This window comes from Actinoplanes oblitus, assembly GCF_030252345.1.
Classification (GTDB): domain Bacteria; phylum Actinomycetota; class Actinomycetes; order Mycobacteriales; family Micromonosporaceae; genus Actinoplanes; species Actinoplanes oblitus.
The window spans coordinates 4,020,480-4,041,877 of the sequence record NZ_CP126980.1; the positions used below are offsets into that span (position 1 = coordinate 4,020,480).

At 66.8% G+C, this 21,398-nt stretch carries 21 protein-coding genes; 14 read left to right on the plus strand and 7 right to left on the minus strand.

Going from position 1 to position 21,398, the window contains the following annotated elements; translation table 11 throughout:
* Positions 1–68 precede the first annotated feature (68 nt).
* Both Actob_RS18085 and Actob_RS18090 read left to right on the plus strand, forming a co-directional pair.
* Positions 69–518 carry a hypothetical protein gene (locus Actob_RS18085; protein ID WP_284921398.1) on the plus strand — a complete coding sequence of 150 codons (450 nt, stop codon included), beginning with the start codon at positions 69–71 and terminating at the stop codon, positions 516–518.
* A 39-nt stretch (positions 519–557) separates the two neighbouring features.
* Entirely contained in the window at positions 558–851 is a 294-nt protein-coding gene (locus tag Actob_RS18090) for a hypothetical protein (RefSeq protein WP_284921399.1), read from the plus strand.
* Between the two features lie 683 nt (positions 852–1,534).
* Here Actob_RS18090 and Actob_RS18095 read toward each other — a convergent pair.
* From Actob_RS18095 to Actob_RS18110, 4 genes are all read right to left on the minus strand, one after another.
* On the minus strand, positions 1,535–2,947 hold the full coding sequence (locus tag Actob_RS18095; RefSeq protein WP_284921400.1) for a pentapeptide repeat-containing protein: 1,413 nt from the start codon (positions 2,945–2,947) through the stop codon (positions 1,535–1,537).
* A gap of 173 nt (positions 2,948–3,120) precedes the next feature.
* The gene (locus Actob_RS18100) at positions 3,121–3,867 is read right to left on the minus strand and encodes a response regulator (protein ID WP_284921401.1); all 747 of its coding nucleotides are present in this window, start codon (positions 3,865–3,867) and stop codon (positions 3,121–3,123) included.
* Positions 3,867–5,090 (minus strand): sensor histidine kinase, encoded by a 1,224-nt coding sequence (locus Actob_RS18105; protein WP_284921402.1) that lies wholly within the window; start codon positions 5,088–5,090, stop codon positions 3,867–3,869. Before Actob_RS18105 ends, Actob_RS18100 begins: the two co-directional genes overlap by 1 nt.
* 2 nt (positions 5,091–5,092) lie before the next feature.
* Entirely contained in the window at positions 5,093–5,410 is a 318-nt protein-coding gene (locus tag Actob_RS18110; RefSeq protein ID WP_284921403.1) for a hypothetical protein, read from the minus strand.
* Positions 5,411–5,646: 236 nt separating this feature from the next.
* Here Actob_RS18110 and Actob_RS18115 point away from each other — a divergent pair, with 236 nt between their 5' ends.
* From Actob_RS18115 to Actob_RS18125, 3 genes are all read left to right on the plus strand, one after another.
* A complete protein-coding gene (locus tag Actob_RS18115; protein WP_284921404.1) occupies positions 5,647–6,351 on the plus strand; it encodes a sensor histidine kinase in 705 nt (234 codons plus the stop codon).
* A gap of 210 nt (positions 6,352–6,561) precedes the next feature.
* A complete protein-coding gene (locus tag Actob_RS18120) occupies positions 6,562–6,912 on the plus strand; it encodes a hypothetical protein (RefSeq protein WP_284921405.1) in 351 nt (116 codons plus the stop codon).
* Between the two features lie 222 nt (positions 6,913–7,134).
* Positions 7,135–8,262: an IS701 family transposase gene (locus Actob_RS18125; RefSeq protein WP_284922337.1), complete on the plus strand. Its 1,128-nt coding sequence runs from the start codon at positions 7,135–7,137 to the stop codon at positions 8,260–8,262.
* A 338-nt stretch (positions 8,263–8,600) separates the two neighbouring features.
* On the opposite strand, the gene Actob_RS18130 is transcribed toward Actob_RS18125, so the two are convergent.
* Positions 8,601–8,993: a winged helix-turn-helix transcriptional regulator gene (locus Actob_RS18130; RefSeq protein WP_284921406.1), complete on the minus strand. Its 393-nt coding sequence runs from the start codon at positions 8,991–8,993 to the stop codon at positions 8,601–8,603.
* 109 nt (positions 8,994–9,102) lie between these two features.
* Here Actob_RS18130 and Actob_RS18135 point away from each other — a divergent pair, with 109 nt between their 5' ends.
* From Actob_RS18135 to Actob_RS18160, 6 genes are all read left to right on the plus strand, one after another.
* Entirely contained in the window at positions 9,103–9,825 is a 723-nt protein-coding gene (locus Actob_RS18135; protein WP_284921407.1) for an SDR family NAD(P)-dependent oxidoreductase, read from the plus strand.
* 117 nt (positions 9,826–9,942) lie between these two features.
* Positions 9,943–11,364 (plus strand): recombinase family protein, encoded by a 1,422-nt coding sequence (locus Actob_RS18140; RefSeq protein WP_284921408.1) that lies wholly within the window; start codon positions 9,943–9,945, stop codon positions 11,362–11,364.
* 132 nt (positions 11,365–11,496) lie between these two features.
* A complete protein-coding gene (locus Actob_RS18145) occupies positions 11,497–12,186 on the plus strand; it encodes a Pr6Pr family membrane protein (RefSeq protein WP_284921409.1) in 690 nt (229 codons plus the stop codon).
* Between the two features lie 1,090 nt (positions 12,187–13,276).
* Positions 13,277–13,894, plus strand: coding sequence for a GIY-YIG nuclease family protein (locus tag Actob_RS18150; protein WP_284921410.1), 618 nt, complete (start codon positions 13,277–13,279; stop codon positions 13,892–13,894).
* Positions 13,895–14,043: 149 nt separating this feature from the next.
* On the plus strand, positions 14,044–14,790 hold the full coding sequence (locus Actob_RS18155; RefSeq protein WP_284921411.1) for a hypothetical protein: 747 nt from the start codon (positions 14,044–14,046) through the stop codon (positions 14,788–14,790).
* A 61-nt stretch (positions 14,791–14,851) separates the two neighbouring features.
* Positions 14,852–15,001 (plus strand): hypothetical protein, encoded by a 150-nt coding sequence (locus tag Actob_RS18160; protein WP_284921412.1) that lies wholly within the window; start codon positions 14,852–14,854, stop codon positions 14,999–15,001.
* 404 nt (positions 15,002–15,405) lie between these two features.
* Here Actob_RS18160 and Actob_RS18165 read toward each other — a convergent pair whose 3' ends face one another.
* Positions 15,406–15,627 carry a hypothetical protein gene (locus Actob_RS18165; protein WP_284921413.1) on the minus strand — a complete coding sequence of 74 codons (222 nt, stop codon included), beginning with the start codon at positions 15,625–15,627 and terminating at the stop codon, positions 15,406–15,408.
* Between the two features lie 523 nt (positions 15,628–16,150).
* Here Actob_RS18165 and Actob_RS44040 point away from each other — a divergent pair.
* Genes Actob_RS44040 through Actob_RS18175 form a run of 3 tightly spaced genes read left to right on the plus strand, consistent with a single transcriptional unit; the run spans position 16,151 to position 17,892 of the window.
* A complete protein-coding gene (locus Actob_RS44040) occupies positions 16,151–16,585 on the plus strand; it encodes a transposase (RefSeq protein WP_407653668.1) in 435 nt (144 codons plus the stop codon).
* The gene (locus Actob_RS18170) at positions 16,485–16,814 is read left to right on the plus strand and encodes a hypothetical protein (RefSeq protein ID WP_284921414.1); all 330 of its coding nucleotides are present in this window, start codon (positions 16,485–16,487) and stop codon (positions 16,812–16,814) included. Before Actob_RS44040 ends, Actob_RS18170 begins: the two co-directional genes overlap by 101 nt.
* A gap of 34 nt (positions 16,815–16,848) precedes the next feature.
* Positions 16,849–17,892 carry a nucleotide kinase domain-containing protein gene (locus Actob_RS18175; RefSeq protein ID WP_284921415.1) on the plus strand — a complete coding sequence of 348 codons (1,044 nt, stop codon included), beginning with the start codon at positions 16,849–16,851 and terminating at the stop codon, positions 17,890–17,892.
* 173 nt (positions 17,893–18,065) lie between these two features.
* On the opposite strand, the gene Actob_RS18180 is transcribed toward Actob_RS18175, so the two are convergent.
* Complete coding sequence (locus tag Actob_RS18180) at positions 18,066–20,924, minus strand: hypothetical protein (protein ID WP_284921416.1); 2,859 nt, start codon at positions 20,922–20,924, stop codon at positions 18,066–18,068.
* Positions 20,925–21,398 lie beyond the last annotated feature (474 nt).

Sequence of the window (21,398 nt, forward strand, 5' to 3'; positions counted from 1 at the left end):
GAGGTGGCAACGGCTGCGGCGTAACGCAGCCGGGAGTTGCCTGCTTCGATCGTCCAGTTCGCTGCGGTTTGGAGTTGCAGGCCGAGCAGTTGACTGAGGACCGCTGCGGGCAGTTGCGCGGCCAGATCGATGAGCGCGGTGTTGCGGGCCAAACGGACGGGAACGCCGAACAGCTCGCCCGCTCCATCACCGGCCCGGACGCGCGGGCGCGGGCGTTGACCGGCCTGGCGCAGGCGCAGGCGCTGGCCGGGGCGGGCGAGCACGACCGTGCGGTCCGGGTGGCCGTCGACGCCGAGCAGATCGCCCGGACCATCACTAACCCGGACATGCAGGCGCAGGTGTTGACCAGCCTGGCGAGGGCTAGTGGCCTGGGCCGTGCCCGGCCGTTGATCGCGGCTGCGCTTGCTGTCGGGCGGTGGACGGTGGCGTTGCGGGAGCTGGCCCGCGTCGACGCGGCAGCGCTGTCCGTCTTCGTGGACGAGTGCGCACCTCATCGGCAACGGGGTATCGCCGGATAATGAATCGTTATCCGGTTAATCAGCGGTAACTTCGGGCCCATGACCACGACCTGCCGGCGCGCCAGCCCGGCGACAGGCTCATCGTCTCCGAACTCTTCTGGCTGTGCCGTGGACCTCGCCGACATCCTTGCCCTGCGTGCCTGGTGCCAGCAGCACCAGGTGCGGCTGCGGGTTCTCGGCGGGGCACTGACCGCCGACGACGAACGCCGGGAGAAGATGGCGGCCCAAATGGGCTACATGCCTATGGACGAGGCGGTCGGCCGGCTGATCGAGCGGATGCGGCGCGACGTGCTCGACGCGATCGAACGGCGGATGACCATGCGTGACGGCTGAGCAGCTGTCTCGTATCTCTCATCTGCTCGATCGGGCGGCGGCTCACCGGGCTGCGTTCATCCTGGGTGGTGGCAGAGCAACCCGGGTACGGCGGAAGCCATGGCTCCCTGAAGGTGACAGCCACCCACCGGGCCGGGGTGCTCACCATGGCGACCCCGCTGCCCACCACGATGCCGGCGTTGACGGTGGCGCTACTGGCCGCTGCCGGTAGCGGCCGGGCAAGATCGACAGAACTGGCCTTGACCTGCACTGTCAGCCTGACAGTGCAGGTCAGTGCGCGGGAGCCAGCGGGTCTGACAGTGCAGGTCAACGCCGTGCCCGCGGCACGCCTCACGGACGCCGGAGCATCTGATTCGCCACGTTCACCGGCCCCTCGCTGAAGTCTTCACTGCCTGAGCTCGGCGAGCACCGCGACGACCGGCGGCCGGCGGCCGGCAGTGCAGGTGAACCCGGGTTTGTCAGAACCGTGCTGGCAGCGGCTGCAACCCCGACACCCTCCCAACGGGAGGGGCAACTCTTCCCCGAGGAGCAGCGTCAGGCGCTCTCCCGTTCGCAAGCCGGTGCAGGTGCGGTATTCGGGAGCTGCGGTATTCGCTGACCTTGGCCCCACTCCTTTGCAAGTCGTAAGCCGATGCGGCGGCAGCTGGGGCTCACGAGGTGATGGTGATGCCGCATAAGGCCGATTATGGATCGAGGTCATGAAGGTGCTCTGCCGACGGCCACCGCACACCCGTTGTCGCCTCTGTGATCCCCCGCGGTGGCCGGAGCCACCGCTGCGGCCAGGCCAGGTCGACCACGCCGCCGGTGAACTCCGCCGCGTGGAAGGACACGGTGCCGGAGACGAACCTCGCGGCGCCGAAGGACACCGTGCCGGCGCTGAACTTCGCGCTGTCGAAGTACACGTTGCCGCCGTTGAACCAGGCGCTGGTGAAGGAGACGTCGCCGCCGATGAACTGCGCGCTGGTGAAGGACATGGTGCCGCCGGTGAACCAGGCACCGTCGAAGGACACGGTGCCGCCGGTGAACTGCGCGTTGGCGAGGAGGAGGGTGGTACCGACCGGGATGATGATGTCTTTGAGGTCACCGCCATCGAGGGTGGCGCCGCGCAGGTCGAAGCGGTGGTCGTGCCAGCGCGGCTCGATGCCGCGGTCGAGACAGAGCGGCTGGAGGTGGGTGCCGATCAGGTCGAGGATGGTGTGCCGGACCTGCTGTTCCTCGCGGGCCGCCCGGTAGACGGCAGGATCGCTCGCCGGGGTAGCTGGGTGGGCGGGCGTGGGCACGGTGATCGGCGCGGACGCTCGGCGCCGGGGCGAGGAGTGTCGGGAGCCGATGGTGCGCCGGGCGGGAGGCGGCACGGCGGGGGCCAGGTCGTCGGCCGGTGCGGTGTCGGGTGCTGCCTGGCCGGCGGGTGGGGTGTAGGGCTTGCGCAGGTAGGCGCAGAGCACGTCGATGCAGGTCTGTCGGCCGGTGTCCCAGTCGTCGGCGAGGCCGGCCATGGCGTACACGCCGGCCAGCCGGACCGCGGCCTTGTCCGAGCCGAGCTGCTCGGCGGCCTTGCCGAACCGCTCGTTGAACAGCTTGGTGTTCTCCCGCCGCTCGGCTGCCTCGTCATGTCCCTGTTTGCGGTAGGCGACGGTCAGCGCGACCACCCCGCCGATCCCGGCCACCATCGTCAACGCGATCTTCACGGCCTCGAAGGTGTTCTGCACGCTCCAGGCGGCCGGTGTGCCGCCCGGTCCGGGCGTGCCGGTCAGGCTGGGACGCCCGAGCAGCGCCCAGAGCCCGATGCCTACCCCGGCGGCGACGCCGGCCGCGAGCACCAGCAGGGCGGTCACGTGCGCGACCAGCGGCACCCGCTCGGCGGCCGGCCGGTGCCCGAATAGACCGCTACGCCGCCACCGGTGCGATGCCTGCCACCCGGCGCCGGCCACCCCGACCACGGTGATGAGGATCGGGACCCAGCTCCACCCCGGGGCGGCCAGCAACCGCCCCACCGCCGGCCACCGCGGCTGGGCCAGCCACACCACGCCCAGCACCGCCAGCAGCAGCCAGCCCGCGACGCGTACCGCGGTGCCGGCTCGAATGAGTCCTTGCATGCCGCTCATTGGACTCCTGAAACCGCCAAGAGCCGCCAGCTTTGGCTGACAGAACGGCGCTAGCTCCCGTGATGCTTTCCGTGGTCGAGAGGCCTCCGGGACGTCGGTGGACGTTCAGCATCCCGGCCGGCAGGGTGTCGAGGCGAACGATGATGGTTCGCACGCGGTCGTGGTCATTTTGTCCGCGGGCTCTGCGGCGTTGCGGGTGATGTCGAACTTCCAGCCGGTACGGGGTGGGGCAGCTCGTGACCCGGTGTCACGAGTTTGTTCTGGTAGGCGACGACGACGGCCTGGGCCCGGTCGTGCACCTCCAGCCGCATGATGATCCGGCAGACGTGTGTCTTGACGGTGCCCATGGCCAGGTGCAGGCGGGCGGCGATGTCCTCGTTGGTCAGGCCGTAGGCCATCAGCGTCAGGATCTCCCGTTCCCGGGGCGTTAGCCGGTCAAGTAGGCCGGCCACTGGCCGGGTCGGGGCGGACCGGGTGGCAATGCCGGCGATGACACCCCGAGTGACGGCGGGTGCGAGGTAGCCGTTGCCGTTGGCCACGCACTCGATGGCGGAGGCGAGTTCAGCGGGGGCGGCGTCCTTGAGCACGAACCCCGAGGCACCGGCTCTCAGCGCAGCGAAGACGTTCTCGTCGTCGCCGAGCCCGGTCACGATCAGCACCTTCGCGGTGTAGTCCGGGTCAGCGGTGAAGTTGTCCGAGGTGATCTCCCGGGTTGCCTCGATGCCGCCCATGACCGGCATGTTCAAGTCCATGAGCACGACATCGGGCGTCAGCTCGCGGCACATCAGGAGTGCCTCGGCTCCGTCGTTGGCCTCACCCACGACGGTGATATCGGGGTGTACGGAGAGCACCATCGCCAGCCCACTGCGGATCAGTCTCTCGTCGTCGGCGAGCAGAACAGTGGTGGGCATCAGTGGTACATCCTTTCGGCCATCAATGTTGGCGAGCCGGAGGTCACGCCAGCCGTTTGCTGCTGCGCCGTCGGCAGGACAGCCTGAACCCTGAACCCGGTGTCTGTCGGCCCGGTGTGCAGGGAGCCGCCCACGGTCTGCACACGTTCGCGCAGGCCGAGCAGTCCGTGGCCGGTCGACAACGGCTGTGCGTCCGGGATCCGTGTTGTGTTGCCGGGCGTCTCGTTCTGCACGGTGACCGTGAGGTGCTCTTTTTCCCACCTCAAGCCCACACGGATTGTTGCCCGCGAGCCGGCATGTTTGATGGTGTTCGTGACCGCCTCCTGGACGAGGCGGTAGGCGGCGAGTCCGACACTCGGATCGAGCAGCTGCGGCGTTCCCGAAACTTTTTTACTCACGATCAACCCGGTGGCCTCGGCATTGACGAGCAGCCCATCGATATCGGCCAGGCCATGCTGCGGGTCGTTGACCGAGACGTCGTCGTCGACGGATCGCAGCAGACCGAGTAGTCGGCGCAGTTCGTTCATGGATTGCCTGCCGACGTCCTGTACCACGTCGAGGGCCGCTTCGGCGCGGGACGGGTCGCTGGCGAGCACCGCGCGGGCACCGGCGCTTTGCAGCACCATCACGTTCACCGCATGGGCGACGATGTCGTGCAGCTCTCGGGCGATTCGCAGGCGCTCAGCACGCAGAGCGACCACGGTCGCTGCCTCCCGTTCGGCTATCCGCTGCTCCGTCCGCCGGGCACGGTATCCCACCAGCCACGCCGTCCCGGCGAGGACCATGAGGAGGGTCACCAGGGTGATTTGCTTTGGCGTACTTTGGCCACCGGTGTGCGCGTAGATGACGAACGGCAGGCAACACGCCACCCATCCCCGCAAGGAATTATCCGGCGGTCGCCTCTGCGCAAGCGCGTTGAGCGCGACGAGCAGCGCCATTATGGGCGTGTATTCGCGAAACACCACGCCGCAGCCGCTGGCCCACAGCAGCTGGACCAGCATTACTACCACTGGAAGCCGGTGCCGGAGCAACAACGTCGGGAGGGTCACGGCGCTGACGGCAGGAACAAGCCAGATCGGCGCGGCTCCGCTGCCCTGGAGCTTGGTGGGGGTCGACCAAAGCATCAGATCCACCAGTCCGGCGACGGTCAGCACCAGTAATTCGGACAACCACGACGGAACCACCAGCATCCGCCTGATGCCACGGGATAGTGCGCTGCTCATCGCTAGAACCCCTGCGGGCCCGGGATCGAGATGTCGATCGCCGTCTCGTTCGGCCTCATGTCCGGATCTGCCCCCAACGGTGAATCGGGGGGGAGCAGAGGCCACGACGTAATTCCGCTAAGTATTGTCTCTAGATGGCAGTTTTTGAAGATGCTGCTGCACAGGCGCGCCTGTCCGCCGCTGGTCAGCTCCTGGGATGGCGACCCGGCCATCGCTTGGCCCTGCACTACGGCAAGCGCCGCAGCAGAGCAGACCATCGTCAGGGTCGCGCGGCGGAGCACAGAAGAGCAGGCTTCCAAAATGCCTTTTTTGTCGGTCATGTGAACCATGGTCGACCTTGGCGGCGATCCCCGCGACCACCTTCAGCGGTAAAGGTCGGCCTACCTTGTACAGCTGTGGCGGTACTCCTGCGACGGTATGGGCCAGCATCTTCACCAGCCCAAACAACGCCCCGGCGGCACAGGAGACTTACCGTTGCGGCCCGACGCGGACCCACGGCCGGCCGGGCGACGATCTCCTCATCACCGGAACTGAAGCGGGAAGTGCGGGGAGAGCGATGGAACAGCCCGGAAAGACCCTAGTCACGGATTGGCCCGGCACGGTGTCCGAGCGCGAGGCTGAGCTGCGGGCCGTGATGGCGATGGCATCCCATGATCTAAAAAGCCCACTGACTAGCGTCGTCGCACGGGTAGACCTGCTGCGGACGGATTACTCGACTCTCCTAGGGGAGGAATTCGAGCAGGCGATCGCCGCTATCGAGCGAGGGCTGCACCGGATGACGCGGATGACGGAGGAACTGCTCGGCTTCGCCGCGGCTGGCCACACCCTCGACATGACCGTGGTACCCCTTCAGCCCATGATCAACGAGATGAGCGCCGATCACGGGATCGACATCGACGGCACGTTGCCGGATGTCTTCGGCGATGCCGATCTGTTACGGCGGGTACTGGACAACCTGGTCGGCAACGCCGTCAAATACACGCCGGTGGACAAGCCTCCCCAGATCAGAGTAAGCGCGCACTCGCGACCTGATGGAACCGTGCGGATCGAAGTTGCGGACCGGGGAATCGGGATTCCGATCGACGATCAGAGCCGAGTCTTCGATCCATTCCATCGATGCGCAAACCGCGACGGCCGACCTGGCACCGGGCTCGGCCTGGCGATCTGCAAGCGCATCATCGAACGTCATGGCGGTCACATCGGTGTCGACGAAAACCCGGGCGGCGGAAGCCGGTTCTGGTTCACCGTCCCGGCATGGTGACGCCTCTGAGATCTGCCAGTTTGTTGTCAGCGCCCAGCCGTCACTTCGATGTCAGTGGATCTGCCGCAGCTGTCATTGGGGGCGTCGAACTTGTCAGCGGTCGGCGATATAACTCCATCTATGGCTCGACGGAGTGAAGCTGAGGAGCTGGCTGCATTGCTGAGGGAAAGGCTTTCCCCTCTGCCCCGCGACGGCCTGACCTATCCCCGGGTGACCGCGCTGCTCACCGAGCACGTCGTCGGCTGGGCTAGCGACCAGGGCTGGCGGCCCGAACGCGAGGTTCGCGGCCGGATCGTGCGGCAGACCATAAACGGGCCCCGTCAGGCTCGCCTCGATGTTGTGTGTGAGCGCCCCGGGGGCCTTCCGCCAGTTGCTATCGAGATCGACCGGACGGGCAAGGTCTGGTCGCTGCAGAAGCTCATTGCCGAGGCGGACGCCGGTGCGGTCGCGTTATGGGTGCGCTGGCGCGGCCGTACGCAGATCGCGGTGCCGGCCGAGATCGGGCTGGTGGATATCAGCGGTGCCGCTCCCGCCGTGCGGCTGCCCAGGAGTAGCAGCTAGCTATACAGCAATCAACAAGGAGGCCCACGCCGCTGTTACCGAGACCCACCGCGATCCGGACCCGGGACAGGCCGGCGCGTGACCGCCCGCATGCCGCGCCGGGCCCGGATGATCGGCGACCTCTATCACGGCCGGATCCCCGAGGGTGCCGTCTAGTACTGCAACGGCACTCAGTAGGCGGAACGTATCGCTGATCGGCTCGTTGGGTCGTGTGTGACGGCGATCGAGGTTGATCAGTGGTCGGGTGAGTTGGATCGGTTGCATGCCCGTTTCGCTGACCGGTTCACCCGGTCGGAACCACGGCGGCGGGCCCGGCAGTATCTGTCCGGGCTGGTCGCCGGCCTGGATCGTAAGAACGGGTGGACTCTCGCCGAGCAGGCGGGGGACGTGTCGCCGGACGGGATGCAGCGGCTGTTGCGGTGGGCCGACTGGGACATCGACGGCGTCCGCGACGTGGTGCGGGACTACGTGATCGAGAATCTCGGTGACCCACGCGGTGTGCTGATCATCGACGACACCGGCTTCCTGAAGAAGGGCGTGAGGTCCGCGGGCGTGGCCCGGCAGTATTCCGGGACCGCCGGGCGGATCGAGAATTGCCAGATCGGGGTCTTCCTGGCTTACCGTTCGACGCGGGGACACGCTTTGATCGATCGGCAGCTGTATCTGCCGGCGGTGTGGACCGATGACCGTGATCGTTGTCGGGCGGCCGGGGTCCCGGACGAGGTCGACTTCGCCACGAAGGTGCAGATGGCGCGGGAGATGCTGGCGCGGGCGTTCGCTGCTGGGGTGCCGGCGGCGTGGGTGACGATGGACGAGGCGTACGGGCAGTGGAAGTCGTTGCGGGTCTGGCTCGAGGATCACGACCAGCCGCATGTGGTGGCGACCCGGTGCAACGACGACGTGGTCACCACCAGCATGGGTCGGGCCCGTGTCGACGAGCTGATCGCGTCTCTGCCGGGCCGGGCCTGGTCGCGGATCTCCGCTGGCCGAGGTGCTCACGGGCCACGGGAGTACTGGTGGGCGCGGGTCCCGATCCGGGTCTTCTGGCGGCCAGGCCGCGGGCGCCGGCTGATGGCCCGGCGCAATATGAGCACCGGCGAGTTGGCGTACTACGTCTGTTACGGGCCGCGGAAGACCCGGCTGATGGACCTGGCCCGGATCGCCGGAACCCGCGGGGCGGTCGAGGAGTGCTTCCAGCAGGCCAAAGGCCAGGCCGGCCTGGATGAGTACCAGGTCCGGGACTGGCGGGCCTGGTATGCCCACATCACCTTATCGATGGCCGCTTACGCCTGGCTCGTCGTCGCCCGGGCTCTGACCTCGCCAGAGCAAACAGCAGCGGTGACGACATGATGATCGGCTACACGGTACCGGAGATCCGGCGCCTGCTGGCCGCACTGTTCGTCCGCCGTCACCAGCCCAAACACATCTGGTGGTGGTCACGCTGGCGACGACGACGCCAACACCAAGCCCGCCTCAGTCATCACAAACGCCGCGGTTACCCACTCTGCTAAGTGCCGTTGCAGTACTAGACCGAAGCCTGGCCGGGCCGCGGTCCTAGAGCAATGAAACAAGTAGCCGAGAAGAGCGCATCAGATCTTGCTCCGGTCGTGGCCGTCGATTACACGATCCGGGCTTCATCAATGCAGCAGAGTTCGTGCTCTGAATCCCCGGCACAGCACCGCTGGCCCTCATTCGGTTTGCGCGTCGGCGTCGAATGCCTGCTGATTCTTCGTGATCACATCGAGATTCGCCTCGGCCCAGGTAGCCAGCACCTTCACTGACGGCAGCAGCGTCGCGCCGAGCCCGGTCAACGCATACTCCACCCGGGGCGGCACGCACGCGTACACCGTCCGGGTGACCAGGCCGTCGCGCTCCAACTGCCGCAAGGTGACAGTGAGCATCCGATGGGACACACCAGTGACGGCCCGTTGCAGGGCGCTGAAGCGCACCGGCCCCTGGCCGAGATGGCCGATCACCAACAGACTCCACTTGTCACCGACCAGCGCCAAGATCTTCAGGACCTGCCGGCAGGTGGCCTCGTCGTCGAGCGCCGTTTTCGTCGTCGCCACGGTTACCTCCATGTACCTGACGCACCTTTTTGTTCGGCCTTGTCGGCCGCGATGCGGTAACCAATCATGTGGTCAGGAACAAACAGTAAGTACTCAGCAGCCCTGCCGGAAGGACCAGGTCTTGACACAGACGATCGCGATCATTGGCGCCGGCCCCGGACTCGGGCTCGCCATCGCACGCACCTTCGGGCGGCAGGGATTCCAGGTGGGTCTGGTGGCTCGCGACGCGGCCAAGCTCGCCGGCCTCGTCGGGCTGCTCCAGGCCGACGGCGTGACGGCGGCCGCGTTCCCGGCCGACATCCGGGACCGGGACGCGCTGACCCGGGCACTGTCCGAGGTCTGCGAGCGGCTCGGCCCGATCGACGTGTTGGAGTACAGTCCCGGACCACAGGGCGCCCCGATCAGCTCGGCCGTGCAGATGACAGTCGACTCGGCCACTGCTCAGTTCGAGCTCAACGTCCTTGGCGCGATCACCGCGGTGGAGGCTGTTCTGCCCGGCATGCTGCAGCGGGGCACCGGCGGCCTGCTGTTCACGACCGGCGTATCGTCGGTCATCCCGGTGGCCTTCCTCAGCAACACGGGCATCGCCATGGCCGGGCTGCGTAACTGGGCGCTGGCCCTGCACGAGCAGCTCGCCGACAAGGGGATCTACGTCGGCACGGTGACCATCGCGACTCAGCTCGCCGAGGGCGCCGGGGAGGGCGACCCCGCCGCGGTCGCCGACCGTTACTGGACCATGTACCAGAAACGCGACCACGTCGAGGAGACCGTCGGCGATATCGAAGCGTTCAGGTCGACGGTGGCCGCAATCACCGCACGCCGCCAGGCGGCCGCCGGACAGTGACCGCCGGGCCTGATCCAGCCCTGACGGCGGCTGCGAACAAACGTTCCCAGCGTGCGTTCATTCAGCCTTCCGTTTGAGAATTGAAATGGTGACTGAGAAAACATTCGCGTTTCCAAGGTGGGCAACCGCGGCGACGATTTGATCTCGCCGGAGGTCCAGCGCCACACGATCGATGTGCTGGCCAAGCGCGAGGGCATCCGGATCGTCGCGGAGATTCAGGACATCGACAAGTCGGGCCGGTACTTCGCGAAGCGGCGTGTCCAAGAGGTCATCGAGGGCGTTAAGGACGGCAGCTGGCGTTACGTGATCCTGTGGAAGTGGTCGCGGTGGGGCCGCAACCTCAAGGAGTCGCAGATCCACCTGGCGGCGGTCGAGGAGGTTGGCGGCGTGGTCCGCGCCGCGACGGAGGATGTCGATCCGAGCACCACGATCGGCCGGTTCACGCGTGACCAGCTTCTGTCGATCGCGCAGTTGCAGTCCGACATGATTTCGGACAGTTGGAAGGATGCACAGGCGAAGCGCCGGCGTGATGGTCTGCCTGCCTCGGGCAAGCCTCGGTGGGGGTATGTCTACGAGGGCAAGCGTTACCGGGTGGATGAGTCGCTGCGGGAGACGTTGAAGGCCGCCTACGAGTCGTACGTGAGTGGCGCGACGCTGCGTGGGATGGCTTTGGAGTGGAACGCGGCCGGGTTGCGGACGTCTACCGGGGCTCTGTGGAATGGCACTCGGCTGGCGCGGATGCTCGACACCGGATTCGCTGCGGGCTTGATCCGGGAGCGCACCAGTCAGGATCGTGGGAAGTACAAGCTTGCTGACTTCGACGTGTGGCGCGTGGGGGTGCACGAGGCGATCATCTCGAGGGAGTTGTTCGAGCAGTATCGGGAGCGGCGTTTGGCTCAGGCTGCGTTGGCACCGCGGGTGCGGACGGGTGCGTATGCGTTGTCTGGTTTGATGGCGTGCGGCTATCCGGGGTGTGGCGGGGCGATGGGCGTGACGAAGTCGGGTCGGGTCCGTGCGACGAGCTGGACGTGTAATCGTGCGGCGTTGGCGAAGGCTCATGCGCCGAACAACGTCTCCGACAAGAGGGCGACGGGCTTAATCCTGGATTGGATCGAGCGGCATGTGCAGTTGGGGGAGTCGGTCACTGAGGAGGCGCGGCGTCTGGAGGCTGGTCGTCAGGCGAAGAATGACGTTGAGGCGCTGGATGTTGAGATCGGTCGGTTGCTGCGGAAGCGGGCTCGGCTGTCCGATTCGTGGACGGACGAGATGATCGAGCGTGAGGATTATCTGCGTCAGCGGGTCGAGATTGCTGATGCTCTGGCCGCGGCGCAGGCGGGTAGGCGGCTTGCTGAGGAACGGGTGGCGGCGAGTGGTATCACCTATGTTCGTCAGTTTGGTGCGTTGCTGGATGAGTGGGATCGGTTCACGCCGCATGACAAGCGGGAGGCGTTGGCGGCGGTGTTCAAGCGGATCGTGGTTCATCCGGGGCCTTTCGGGCCGGAGAAGGTTGTGCCGGTTCCGATCTGGCAGGCGGATTGAGGCGTTCGGCTGGTTCGGTGGACGGCTGTGGCGTGTTTTTCAAGATCAAGCTTTACTACCGGGGTGAACGGATCTCGTGTCTACGCCCGCCTTTGGCATGGGCTTCTTGCCACCGTTGTGGTGGGCTCGCTGGTGACCCAGATCGTGCTGACGGCGCTGGGTTCGGCCGGCCCGGATGGTGTGGTGGAACCGGTGGTGACGCGGTTCGTGCGCCTGTTCAGCTTCTTCACAATTCAGAGCAACATTCTGCTGCTGATCGTGGCGGTCACGTTGGCGATGAATCCGGAGCGGGATGGCCGGCTGTGGCGGGTGGTCCGTTTGGACGCGGTGCTGGGCATCATCATCACCGGCCTGGTGTACGCGACGGTGCTGGCCGGGCAGGCGAACCCGACTGGTGCCGGCTGGTGGTCTAACCTGGGGTTCCACTATGTGGCGCCATGGTGGGCGCTGTTGGGCTGGCTGTTGTTCGGGCCTCGTGCGCGGATGGACGGCCGTACGTTGGGATGGGCGGTGGTGTGGCCGCTTCTATGGATTGCTTACACGTTTGCCCATGGTGCAGTGACTGATTGGTATCCGTACCCTTTTGCCAGCGTGACCGAGATTGGTTACGGCGCTGCGGTCCGCAATATGGCGTTTGTAGTGCTGATCGCCATTCTGTTCGGGGCGATGTTGTGGGGGTTGGACCGGCGTTTGCCGGGTGGACGCCTGGTTGCCTCGGCGTCGGGGCCGGACGCGCTTCTTGAAGAGGTCGACGAGTGCGCTGATCTGGGCGGCGCCGATGATGCGTCGGTCGCCTCGTCGGGTACTGAGCGTCAGCGGTAGGCCATTAAGCTTGCCGGCTGGCCTGGTGATCACCGGAGTGACGCTCGACGGCAGCGCTGACCTCAACGCCGCCGCCGACCTGATCGCTGGTGGCATGCTGGTCGACGTGAAGGCCGGGCCAGGGCGGCGGGCCCCGCGAGCCCACCCCTGCCACCCCGTGGGGCCGGCAGGGCGACGCCCGGCCGGTGAAGTACGTCGACACCGCGGTGGTCGCCGGCGGGGGCGTCCCGGTGGAGCAGTCACCGGCCGGCCGCCGGGCCGTGCTCGGCGACGTGGTGATGATTTGGGCGAGGACCAGAAAATCACGGTGATCGTGCCGGCCGGGCGCACCATCACTATCCAGAGCGTCGCCGCCGCAGGGCAGGAGAGCGCCTGATGGAGCTGTCCGATTTGGATTTCGGCACCGTGCCGGCGGTGGCCGGCGTGGTGGTCGCGTTCCTGATGCTCGTGCTGGCGTACCTGACGTACCGGGCGAACCTCGGCCGGCGGCGGCGCGAGCGTGACGTCCGGGCCGCGCTGGAGAGTCACGCCCGCCAGCTGGCAGTCAGCCCGCACCGGATTTCCGACGCGGGTCACCCGCCGGGCACGTCCGGGCCACGGCGGAGGCGCACAACACCGGGTCGCAGCCGCTCTACGAGGTTGTCCTGCACGCCGGCAGCCGCTTCCTCCAGGAACCGGCGATCGCGTTCACCCACCGCCTGAATCCCGGCGAGAAGCCCGTGCTGGACGCGGTGGTGCCGGCCAGCGCCGACCCGTACTCGTCAGCCAGTCCGACCGGCTCCAGGTCGATGCTAGCTTCCGGGACGCCGGCGGTTACATCTGGCAGAAGTGGGCCGACGGCACCCTGCAGCCACCGGTCGGCCTTCGGCCGATCGCGGGTTGGCGCGGCCAGCTGGTCCGGATCCCCCAGTCGGCTCCCTGGTCGCCCGCTGGCGCAGCCGGGACTCCCGGCCGCCGCTGTGGGAGACCGCGCCGGGTCGTCGCGCCCGGAGGTCGTGATCGCCACGGTGGGCACGGCCGGATGCGGTGCTTTTATATGTGAGGTGTCCCCACCGGCAAGGCTTCGGCTAACGGCGATAAGTTGCCGATCATGACGGCTGGCGTCGATACCGGACACCTCTACCTGGTGCGCTTCGACACCGGCGTCGTAAAAGGCGGCCGCACCACCGACCCGCCGACCCGGCTGCGTGTGCACCGCTCGCACGCCGCCCGCATCGGCGTGACGGTCACCCACACCTGGGTCTCGCCGCCACTGACACACTTGCAGAACCAGGAGCGCGCCTTGCTGCGCCTGCTGGACTCGATGGGACGCCATGCCGAGGGCGGCCGGGAGTACTTCCTGGACGTCCCGTTCTCCCTAGTCGCAGCCCAGATGCAGCACTGGGTGCGACCAGACCGGCACGGCCCCTGCTGCCGGTGCACCGCCTGCGATCCGGACTGTTTCACCCTGCCCGCCACGGTCGCTCACCTGTCATCCAGGCTCGCCGAGCGCGGTGACTACCAGGCCATCACCGCCGACTTCGCGCTGCCCTGCGGTGGCCGGTTTGAGGCAGAGATCAAAGACGGGGACGTCGAAGACGGCCGACTGATCCTTACTTCGGGAGACCAGGTCGAGCTGGCGGTGCAGCAGTATGGGCGCAACTGGATCGTCTGGGCCGTCACCGCCGGCGGCCGCTGGGAGCCGAGCCCCGCCCTCAGTCCGGCCTGACTGCCGCCGCCAGCGTCGAGGCCCAGGAATGGGAACCAATCGCCACCGACCAGCTGGGCGTCGCCCTGGTAGGTCCGGGTCCGCGACCGACAGCGCCGTCTCTGAAGTGGAGTTACGGGAACAGCGCAGTGGGCCTCTAGCCTGTAAGCATGCTGAAGCTCGGAGAGATCGAGAAGGTCCTCAACCACGGCGTTGCGGCGACCGTCGTGGCCGCCGCGAGGGACTCCGTGCGGCCTGCCTCGACCATGGCGGTTCTCCGAGCATCTGCCGCGCTCCAGGGGTCATGGGCGAGTGCCGCGTCGAGCGCTGCTGTCCGCTCCGCGGCGCAGCAGGTGATCGAGAACGCTGCGGTAGCCCGTCAGCTCGTGCAGTCGATCAGGTCGAGCCCGGCGCTGCAGGCGGCGGTCCGGCCGGCGGCGCAGTCGGCGCTGGCCGTGATGCAGCAGGGATACCTCTCCGCGGGGACGGGCAAGTCCCTTTGGCATACCGTGCCGCCGAGGATCCAGGCACTCCTTGTGCGGGGGAAGCGTAGGCCGACGGCCCGGCAGGTCAAGCGCAGCCGGGCTCGGCTGCAGCTGGTGCGCGTCCTGGTCGAGAAGATCCGCGCGTTGAAGCAGACGCGTCAGATCCCGGCCGAGGCCGTCACCCTGGCGGAGAATCTCGTCGATGCGTTGTCTGAAGCGCTGCTGCGCGTCGCGTTCACCATCCGGCTGCAGGTCACGGAGATCAGGCCGCAGAGCACCATCGTCCATACCACGTCCCGCCAGGTACGTGGTCCCAGCACCGCAGGCCGAGTTCTAACCACCGGCCTGCGGGACGGCACACGGATAAGACGTGGCCTCCCGCCCTTCCTGGGAGACTCCCTTGTCCGAAGAGAACCTTTCCTCGCTTGTTGATCTTCTTCCTGACGTTCCGGATTTCACGCCGCTGGTCTGGGCGGGCGCCGGCGTAGTCGCCTTGTTCGGTGTCTGTCTGCTCCTGCTGCTGCCGTTCACGCTGGTGTCCGGGCCGATCGGCGACAACGCCCGCCAGGGCTTCCGGGATCTGCTCGGCGTCTTCCACCACCTGCTCACGGTGGTCCGGGCGTGGCTGGGCGGCCGCCGGTGAGCCGGCCGCGCGTGTGCCCCGATGACACGCTGCTGCTCGTCGTGCAGATGCGCCGGGCGCAGTGGACCGTCCGCGGTATCTGCGAGTCGCTGAACGCCACGAAGGTGCCGACGCCCGGCGGGAAACCCCGGTGGTGGCCGTCGTATGTGACCCGGCTGCTGCAGACGGCGGCCGGCGCGCGGCTGCTCGCTGCCGAGGACCCGGCAGCCGAGCTGGCGGCGATCATCGGCGGCGCGCCGACCGAGACACCGGTCGGGGCGCGGCGGTCATCCGCCGTCGGTGGCGACGGCCAGGGTGAGCAGGCCCGGACTCCTATCGGCCCCCGGCGGTATGCCGATCACCCGGTCCACCACGCTCGGCCCGCGGCGCCGAGCCCACGCGTTGGAAAAACGCGGGGCCAGGAGCTAGATGGCCGGCACGCTACTCGACTCGGGATCGAGGAGAGGGCCGTCGTAGTGGTGCTGCGGCGGCCGACCCAAGCCTCGTACGAGCCGCCGCAGCAGCTGGCGGGAGATGGTTCCGGGTCGGTCACGCAGCTCGGCGGTCACCGCCTCCGTCGACTCGATGTACGCGCCAGTGGTGAACGGGTGCTTGGACAGCAGCCCTTGGAGACCGGTAATTCCCACGGCCCGGATCCACCGGCCGCCGTGCCCAAGGTGAGCCCCAGGTCGGCTGCGATGTCAACGGCTTGGTTTTGTGCGCGAGTTTCGGGTTCTGGCGCGAACTGTATGATTGATCTTGGGGGGATGAGTCGTTGTCCGGCTGTGTGATGCCGTCGAGCAGCTTCCTCCTCATCTGGTCGGCATCGAGATTGAAGAAGTACACGCTGACACCGAACTGGTCGTCGTAGCCGCCGTCCGTCGAGACGACGGAGTGTGTCGTGCCTGCTCGACGTCGTCGCAAATCCATTCGCGGTATCGGCGAACGTTGGTCGATGCGCCGGTGGCGGGGCGGCTGATACGGATCTTGCTAATGGTCCGACGGTTCTTCTGCGACAGCCCAGGGTGCCGGAGCAAAACCTTCGCCGAACAGGTCGACGGGCTGACTCGCCGCTCGTCACGCATGAGTGACGGGGCTTCGATGGATGCTCGCGGCGATCGGACTCGCGTTGGCTGGCCGAGTGGGGCCCGGCTGGCCTGAACGCTGGGCATGCCGACCGGCCGCGATCGTCTGCTCCGGCTGGGCCCCGCGTTGCCCGACCCGCCCGTCGGTGACATCACGGTGCTCGGCGTGGACGATTTCGCGATCAAACGTGGCCACCACTACGGCACCGTGCTGATCGACTGCGAGACCCGCAAGGCCGTGGACGTGCTGGTCGGGCGGGATGCCGAACCGGTGACGGTTTGGCTGCAGGAGCATACGAAGCCGGCGGTCATCTGCCGGGACCGGCGACCGCAGACGCAAACTCTCGGGAAATGCATCAGACGGGCGGATGGGTATCACGCGACCGTTCAAAACCCTCTTGTACGATCACCCGGACTGCGTGTTCACCGATCTGCAGGCGGTCCGCGGCTATCTCGACGGCCGCAACATCGAGATCGTCGCCGGCGACATCGCCGTCACCGCCGGCCGGCTCGCCGGTGAAGACCTCGTCTGCGCCTTCGTCGACACCGACAACTACGCGGCGGCACGCGCCGCGATCGAGAGGGCTCAGGAACGCACCCAGGTCGGCGGGGCGATCCTGTTCGAGCACTTCACCGGCATCGACCGGTTCCGTTACACCCTCGGCGAACGGATCGCGGCCTTCCCTCTTCTGGAGGACCCGCGCTACTTTCACCTGCACGGAACAGGCGTTTTCTGCCGACAACGGTAACCGTGGGACTTGCCAAGACCGTTAGGTTGGCGTGATGACCCGGCGACCGCCCACGCCCCGAGCAGGTGTCTACGAGCTGTACTGGTACTACGCCAGCCAGCGTCAGGCCATGTTCGAACAGCGCGTCGCCGGCCAGGCCGCCCCGTGGACCACTGACCCGATCCTGGGCGCGTACAAGTTCTGCAACGTCTACCGGGCCGCAGACCGGGTCAGCCAATACATGATCCGTGATGTCTGTTACCACGACGAGGACTGCACCCCGCAAGACCGCATCTTTCAGATCGTCGCGTTCCGTACCTTCAGCAAGATCGACACGTGGCGAGCTGTCCGGCAATACCTGGGCCGCTATCCCACCCTTGATGATTTGGCCGACGGTAGGTTCACCGCGGCGCTGCAACACGCCCACACCGTCAACCGGGGCCTGTACACCGGCGCGTTTATCCTCTGCGCCACCGACGCCTACGGCCAAGGCCGCAAACACCTCAACCATGTCGAGTTGTGGCGGCACATGTTCCTGTCCGACGACCTCGCCGACCGGATCCTGGACGCTGCAAGTCTGCGGCGGGTGTACACGCTGCTGCACGGCTACCCGCTCATGGGCGACTTCATGTCGTACCAGACCGCCGTCGACCTGAACTACTCGGCGCTGGTCAACTTCAGCGAGAACGACTTCACCCAGGCCGGCCCGGGAGCGTTACGTGGCATCCGTAAGTGCTTCGAGGATTTGGGTGACTACAGTCCAACCGATGTGATCATGTGGATGCTGGAGCGGCAGAACGAGGAGATGGACCGTCTAGGGCTGCCGTTCAACGGCCTGTACGGGCGGCCGCTGCACGCCATCGACTGCCAAGGACTATTCTGCGAAACTGACAAATATTGCCGGGAAGCGGTCCCCGAGCTGGCCAGCGCCCGCAGCCGGATCAAAGCGCGTTTCACCCGCAACCCGGCACCGATCGGTCTCTACTTCCCGCCGAAATGGGGAATCAACGACGTTTTGCCCGTCATTGCCGGGGTTGCTGGGGGCCAGCCGTACGAGCAGTCGGCGATGTTCAACCCTTCCCGGCTCGCCGCTACCTGATACCGGCCGCCCCTGTCGGTATCGCCGGGGTGCGGCCCTGACGGCGGGATTGTCCGGCGCGGCCGTCGCTGGACCGTGCGGTATCTGCGCCTAGGTGGCATCGGTCCGGCCGGCTTGGGGCAGCATGTCGTTACGCTGCCGATAGGCGAACCGGTCAATGCAGTGGCCGGCTGTCAGCCGGCGGCAGGGAGCTGGTACACCTCTACGGCAGCGTCAGGTACTGACCCGGACCATCCCACCGACACTGCGGCCATCAGGTGCGCGACCGGGTTGGCGGTGGCCTGCGTGTAGTCGCGGACGGCGACTGCGACGCCCGCTTCGGGCAGGTTATGCCAGCCAGGTTCGTCGTCGAGCTGTTGCGGGTTGCGTACGAGGGCAGGCAGCTGGTCCGGGTCGCAGAGGATGCAGGTCGGTGGAGGCGGTTGCGATCCGAGGTCGGCGGCGCTGAGGGACAACCCCGGGCCGGTAGGCGATGCCGTGCCCACGTCTTGCACGCCGAGGGCCTGTGCTGTCCGCCAGGAGTTCAGGACGATGACGAACGGGTCGCGGCCGGTGCGGTCGGTGAACGCTTTCCGGGCGGCGCGGATGTCGTCGTCGGTGGCCGGAGATGGCTGTTGCTCGGCCAGGAGGCTGTCGATGACGAACCGGTTCTCTGCGGTGATAAGCCCATGGGCGACATCGGCGCCCAACTCGGCCGGGTCGGCGTGCCAGCGGGGTGAGGTGACGAAGTATTCCCGGGCGACCAGAGCGCTGATGGCCAGTGTGCGGGGATCGCCGGCGGTTTCACCGTTGCGGTGCTTGAGCAGCTCCGTAAGACGGTGGCTGCTGCTGGCCAGGACGCGAGGCACCGCGTCGACGAGTAGTTGAATGTTGCCGGTTTGCAGCGGTTGCTCCCGCAGTCGCTCGGTTTGTGCCGTTTTCGCTTCGGTGACTAGGTCGTTGAGCTGTGCTACGACGGTGTTCAGGTCCGCGGGTGTGATGCCCGGCGCGAGGCTCAGACACTGCTGTGCGAACTCGCGAGCTTCGATGAGCCTGCTCGCCCGGTCCGCGTCGGTAGCTGTCGGCTTTGGCGGCACGACGATGCCTTGACGTCCCATGATCAGGGTAGCAACGGCGAGATAGCTGTCAAATGACATGAAATGGAATGTGAACGGTGCTTTTGTGGCGATCTCCCAGTCCTGCCACGGTCGGCCGGGGCCGTCATCGGTGGCCTCGACATACGCCTGCCACAGCAAATGGCTGGGCACGACGCCAGCGAGTGCCTCAACGATGGGGGCGAGGTCGTCAGCTGGTGCGTGGTTAGTGATGCAGAACAACGTCCAGGCCAGCGCAGCGAGCAGCACAGATGCTTTGCGGCCTGACTCTGACCGGCGCTCGGGGTTGCCGGTGGCGAACGTCTGCTGCGCCTCGAAGTACGGCAGCAGGCTGCGCAGCGCGGACGGGTTGCGACTGTCGACGCAGACCTTGAACGACTCAGCGAACGTCTCGGCGGTCAGCGCGCGCAGCGCATCGCGCAGCTGCGTGTCGTCTGCGCTGATCTCCCGAAACGACAGGCCGGTCAGGGTCTGCAGTTTGAGCGCGAGGTAGCCGATCGGCAGTGGTGCTGGGCCGGTGATCGCCAGCCGTAGGTGAGCGGGGTACAGCAGCAGGAACTGTCTCAGCGCACCGAGGTCGCGTGCGGTGCGTGCGGCGGTGCACAGTCGATAGGTGTGATCGACAGCGGCGGTCAGGCCGCGTTCGCCGAGCGAACGGATGGCGGCCTCGGTGATTTCTCGGATGTTGGCGTTCATCCATTGCCACTGCGGGCCATACGGTCGGTGACGGTAGCCGAGGTGTTGGCTGTCGCGGTCGCCGGCAACGCTGAGCAGTGCCGTGAACAGTTCTTCGTAGGCGTTGAGGCCTTTGCTGAGGGCGCCGGTAGCTCCGGCAGCGGCCGCTGCCAGCACGCTGTCTTTGAGCGTGACCAATTCGCCGGTGATCGCCTCGTCCTCGGCGATGCTGCTGATGACAGCGGGCCGCAGTCTGACTGCCTTGGTGAATGCGCTGGTGAGCGCACGGCGCTGCGACTCGTTAATCGGGGTGGCGGTGACGAGGGTGAACACCGGATCACCGGCGATGACGCGCTGGCCGATGTCGTGCTGGATGCGGATGAACGGCGTGATGCCCGCGGCTGTGGCGGCCTCCGGTTCAAGATCTTGTGATGGTGCGACGGAGACCGCGAAACGGCTGGCTCGCAGGCGGCCGAGAACCTGCGCGCCGATCTTCTTGATGGCGGCGGGGTCGAGGTCGTCCAAGAATTGGTCTTCGGCGGCGACGACCAGGGATGCTGTTGATGCGCGGTCAGGGATGTGGTCGTATCGGCTGATCGGCGAGTCCGGGCCGAACATGTCGCCGAGATCGGCGTTGGCTTCGGCCAGTACCTGCAGCTCGTGCAGTCGTCCGGCGATCTTGTCGCGTAGCACGTGCAGCGCGGCGCTGCGTGCGTTGTCGTCGTCGAGGAAATAGGCGGCGACCCGGGTGTAGGACAAACCGACGAAGGCGAGGGTGCCGGCAAGGCAGAACACGAAGCAGAGTGCGACACCGGCGGATCCGCCGATCCAGGTCGCGACGACGCCCAGGGCGAGGTTGGTGATTCCTACGTACAGCAGCAGGCCTTTGAACAGGGCCCGGTTGTAGAGCACCTCGCGGCTGCTGCGGATGGCGATCGGTGGGGTGCCCGCCAGCTGGATGATGAGCGCTAGCCCTGCCGACGCGAGGCCTGCGATGGAGGTTTGCACCTGCCAGGCCAGGCTGAGGGCATCACCAGGGTCGTCGGGCGCCAAGGCCGGCATGATGACGGGGCTGGTGACGCGCAGGATCAGCGCGAGGGCCACGACGAGTAGGCCGACGGCGGTGGCCAGCAGCGGCGATTGCAGCACGGCCTCGAGTCGGCTGCTGGCTGATACCCGGCGGTAGGGGCGCTTTTGCCTGGTTGCTTCGGCCAGCCAGGTCGACGGCTTCGTGGAGGGCGACCGGTACCGGATCTGAGCCACATCCTTTCTCGGGGTGTTGCGACAGCACTGCCGGGTGCCGACGGCGGCCGGCTTTGCTGTGACGCTACGGCCCAGCCTGGTCTGTCTGTCTACTGACGGTAATGCTGCTGGCGTCGGGGCCTGGTCGCGGGCCAGAGGTAAAAGACTGCGGACGCAGGGAACCGTGCCGCAATGCCGACCGGCACGGGCTCGGATGCTGCTGCAGCACACTGCTGCCGTAAACGGTCTGCGAAGTGTTCTGCGGGATAGTCTTACTACAGCCTATAGTGTCATTCATCTCTATCTTCGATAGGTGGCCGAATTTACTCGGATGGCCTGTCATCGGGAGGTCGGTGGAAATTCAGTCCAGATTCAGTCCTGGCCGTAGGTTTTCGGAAGGCACGTTTGATGCCAGATTAGAGAATACGGCTTGCTGGAGGAAAGAGAAATGCCAGAGAAGTTCACCGGCCGTTGCGAGTTTGGTGCCAGCACCTA

Bases quoted from the DNA above. Each gene is read 5' to 3' on its own strand.
- Actob_RS18105 (WP_284921402.1), bottom strand. From the start codon at position 5,090: ATGAGCAGCGCACTATCCCGTGGCATCAGGCGGATGCTGGTGGTTCCG.
- Actob_RS18150 (WP_284921410.1), top strand. From the start codon at position 13,277: ATGACGGCTGGCGTCGATACCGGACACCTCTACCTGGTGCGCTTCGAC.
- Actob_RS18100 (WP_284921401.1), bottom strand. From the start codon at position 3,867: ATGCCCACCACTGTTCTGCTCGCCGACGACGAGAGACTGATCCGCAGT.
- Actob_RS18130 (WP_284921406.1), bottom strand. From the start codon at position 8,993: ATGGAGGTAACCGTGGCGACGACGAAAACGGCGCTCGACGACGAGGCC.
- Actob_RS18110 (WP_284921403.1), bottom strand. From the start codon at position 5,410: ATGACCGACAAAAAAGGCATTTTGGAAGCCTGCTCTTCTGTGCTCCGC.
- Actob_RS18095 (WP_284921400.1), bottom strand. From the start codon at position 2,947: ATGCAAGGACTCATTCGAGCCGGCACCGCGGTACGCGTCGCGGGCTGG.
- Actob_RS18155 (WP_284921411.1), top strand. From the start codon at position 14,044: ATGCTGAAGCTCGGAGAGATCGAGAAGGTCCTCAACCACGGCGTTGCG.
- Actob_RS18175 (WP_284921415.1), top strand. From the start codon at position 16,849: ATGACCCGGCGACCGCCCACGCCCCGAGCAGGTGTCTACGAGCTGTAC.
- Actob_RS18115 (WP_284921404.1), top strand. From the start codon at position 5,647: ATGGAACAGCCCGGAAAGACCCTAGTCACGGATTGGCCCGGCACGGTG.
- Actob_RS44040 (WP_407653668.1), top strand. From the start codon at position 16,151: ATGCCGACCGGCCGCGATCGTCTGCTCCGGCTGGGCCCCGCGTTGCCC.
- Actob_RS18090 (WP_284921399.1), top strand. From the start codon at position 558: ATGACCACGACCTGCCGGCGCGCCAGCCCGGCGACAGGCTCATCGTCT.